Annotated in this window: 2 protein-coding genes; both read right to left on the bottom strand. The window is 66.7% G+C overall.

Annotated elements, in window-relative coordinates; translation table 11 throughout:
* Window positions 1-1,100, bottom strand: a 1,100-nt coding sequence (locus tag GTW40_RS15305) for an alpha-amylase family glycosyl hydrolase (protein ID WP_237525527.1), incomplete at its 3' end; no start/stop codon positions are given.
* Window positions 1,097-2,134 (bottom strand): alpha-glucosidase C-terminal domain-containing protein (locus GTW40_RS15310; RefSeq protein ID WP_202485923.1); only part of this gene is annotated, 1,038 nt, incomplete at its 5' end. The genes GTW40_RS15305 and GTW40_RS15310, both read right to left, overlap by 4 nt.

A 2,134-nucleotide genomic window follows, 5' to 3' on the forward strand; every position in this document is an offset into this window, starting at 1 on the left:
GGCGCGAGGCGGCGGCGGATGCCGATGTTGGCGCGCATACGCGGGTCCTTCGCGTACTCGGCCCACATGTAGTCGCGTTCCTCGTCGGTGACCATCTCCAGGGTCAGCTCGTCGTGGTTGCGCAGGAAGATGCCCCACTGGCAACTCGACGGGATGGAAGGGGTCTTGGCGAGGATCTCGGAGACCGGGTAGCGGGACTCGCGGCGTACGGCCATGAAGATGCGCGGCATGACCGGGAAGTGGAACGCCATGTGGCATTCGTCGCCGCCGACTTCGTAGTCGCCGAAGTAGTCGACCACGTCCTCCGGCCACTGGTTCGCCTCCGCCAGGAGCACGGTGTCCGGGTACTGCGTGTCGATCTCGCGCCGGACACGCCTCAGGAACTCGTGCGTGGCGGGCAGGTTCTCGCAGTTGGTGCCGTCCTGGGCGTAGAGGTACGGCACCGCGTCGAGGCGGAAGCCGTCGATGCCCAGGTCCAGCCAGAACTTGAGCGCGGCCAGGATCTCCTCCTGGACGGCCGGGTTCTCGTAGTTCAGGTCGGGCTGGTGCGAGAAGAAGCGGTGGAAGAAGTACTGGCCGCGCACCGGGTCGAAGGTCCAGTTGGAGACCTCGGTGTCCACGAAGATGATCCGCGCGTCCTGGTACTGCTTGTCGTCGTCGGCCCACATGTAGTAGTCGCCGTACGGGCCTTCGGGGTCCTTGCGGGACTCCTGGAACCACGGGTGCTGATCGCTCGTGTGGTTCATGACGAAGTCGATGACGACGCGCATCCCGCGCTGGTGGGCGGCGTCCACGAACTCGACGAAGTCCGCGAGGTCCCCGAACTCCGGCAGCACCGACGTGTAGTCGGCCACGTCGTAACCGCCGTCCCGCAGCGGGGACTTGAAGAACGGCGGCAGCCACAGGCAGTCGACGCCGAGCCACTGGAGATAGTCCAGCTTGGCGGTGAGGCCCTTGAGGTCGCCGATGCCGTCGCCGTCGCTGTCGTGGAAGGAGCGGACCAGGACCTCGTAGAAGACGGCGCGCTTGAACCACTCCGGGTCGCGGTCCCGGGCGGGGGTGTCCTCAAAAGTGTCCGGCACGGGTTCGTTCACGGTCATGACGCTGAAGGCCCTCCGATCTGTGGCGTCGCCCGCCCGGCGGCGTGCAGTACGTGCGCGGGTGCGTGGCCGGGGCTGAGACGGACGTAGTTGGTCCGGCCCCAGTGGTAGGTCTCGCCTGTCAGTTCGTCGTGTACGGACAGGGCGGCGTTCCAGTCCAGGCCGAGTTGCGGCATGTCCAACGAGACCGTGGCCTCCTGGGTGTGGTGCGGGTCGAGGTTGACGACCACGATGACCGTGTCCGTCCCCGTGCTCTTGCTGTAGGCGAGCACGGAGTCGTTGTCGGTCTGATGGAAGCGGAGATTCCGCAGGCGCTGTAGCGCGGGATGCCGGCGACGGATGTCGTTGAGGCGCGTGATGAGAGGGGCGATGGTCCGTCCCTCGCGGGCGGCCGCCTCCCAGTCACGGGGCTTGAGCTGGTACTTCTCCGAGTCGAGGTACTCCTCGCCGCCCGGCTTCAACGCCTGGTTCTCACACAGCTCGTAGCCGCTGTAGATGCCCCAGGCCGGGGAGAGCGTGGCCGCCAGGACGGCCCGCGCCTCGAAGGCGGGACGGCCGCCCTGCTGGAGATGGGCGGGCAGGATGTCCGGGGTGTTGGGGAAGAAGTTGGGCCGCATGTAGGCGGCCGCCTCACCCGACAACTCGGTGAGGTACTCGGTCAGTTCCCGTTTGTCGTTACGCCAGGTGAAGTACGTGTAGGACTGCTGGAAGCCGACCTGCGCGAGGGTGTGCATCATCGCGGGGCGGGTGAACGCCTCGGCCAGGAAGAGGACGTCGGGGTCGGCGCGGTTGATCTCCCCGATGACGCGTTCCCAGAACACGACCGGCTTCGTGTGCGGGTTGTCGACACGGAAGATCCGTACGCCGTGCTCCATCCAGTGCCGCAGGACGCGAACCGTCTCCGTGACCAGGCCGTCCATGTCGGCGTCGAAGGCGATGGGGTAGATGTCCTGGTACTTCTTCGGCGGGTTCTCGGCGTAGGCGATCGTGCCGTCGGGGCGGTGGTGGAACCACTGGGGGTGCTTCTCGACCCA

This window comes from Streptomyces sp. SID4985, from assembly GCF_009863025.1.
Lineage (GTDB): Bacteria > Actinomycetota > Actinomycetes > Streptomycetales > Streptomycetaceae > Streptomyces.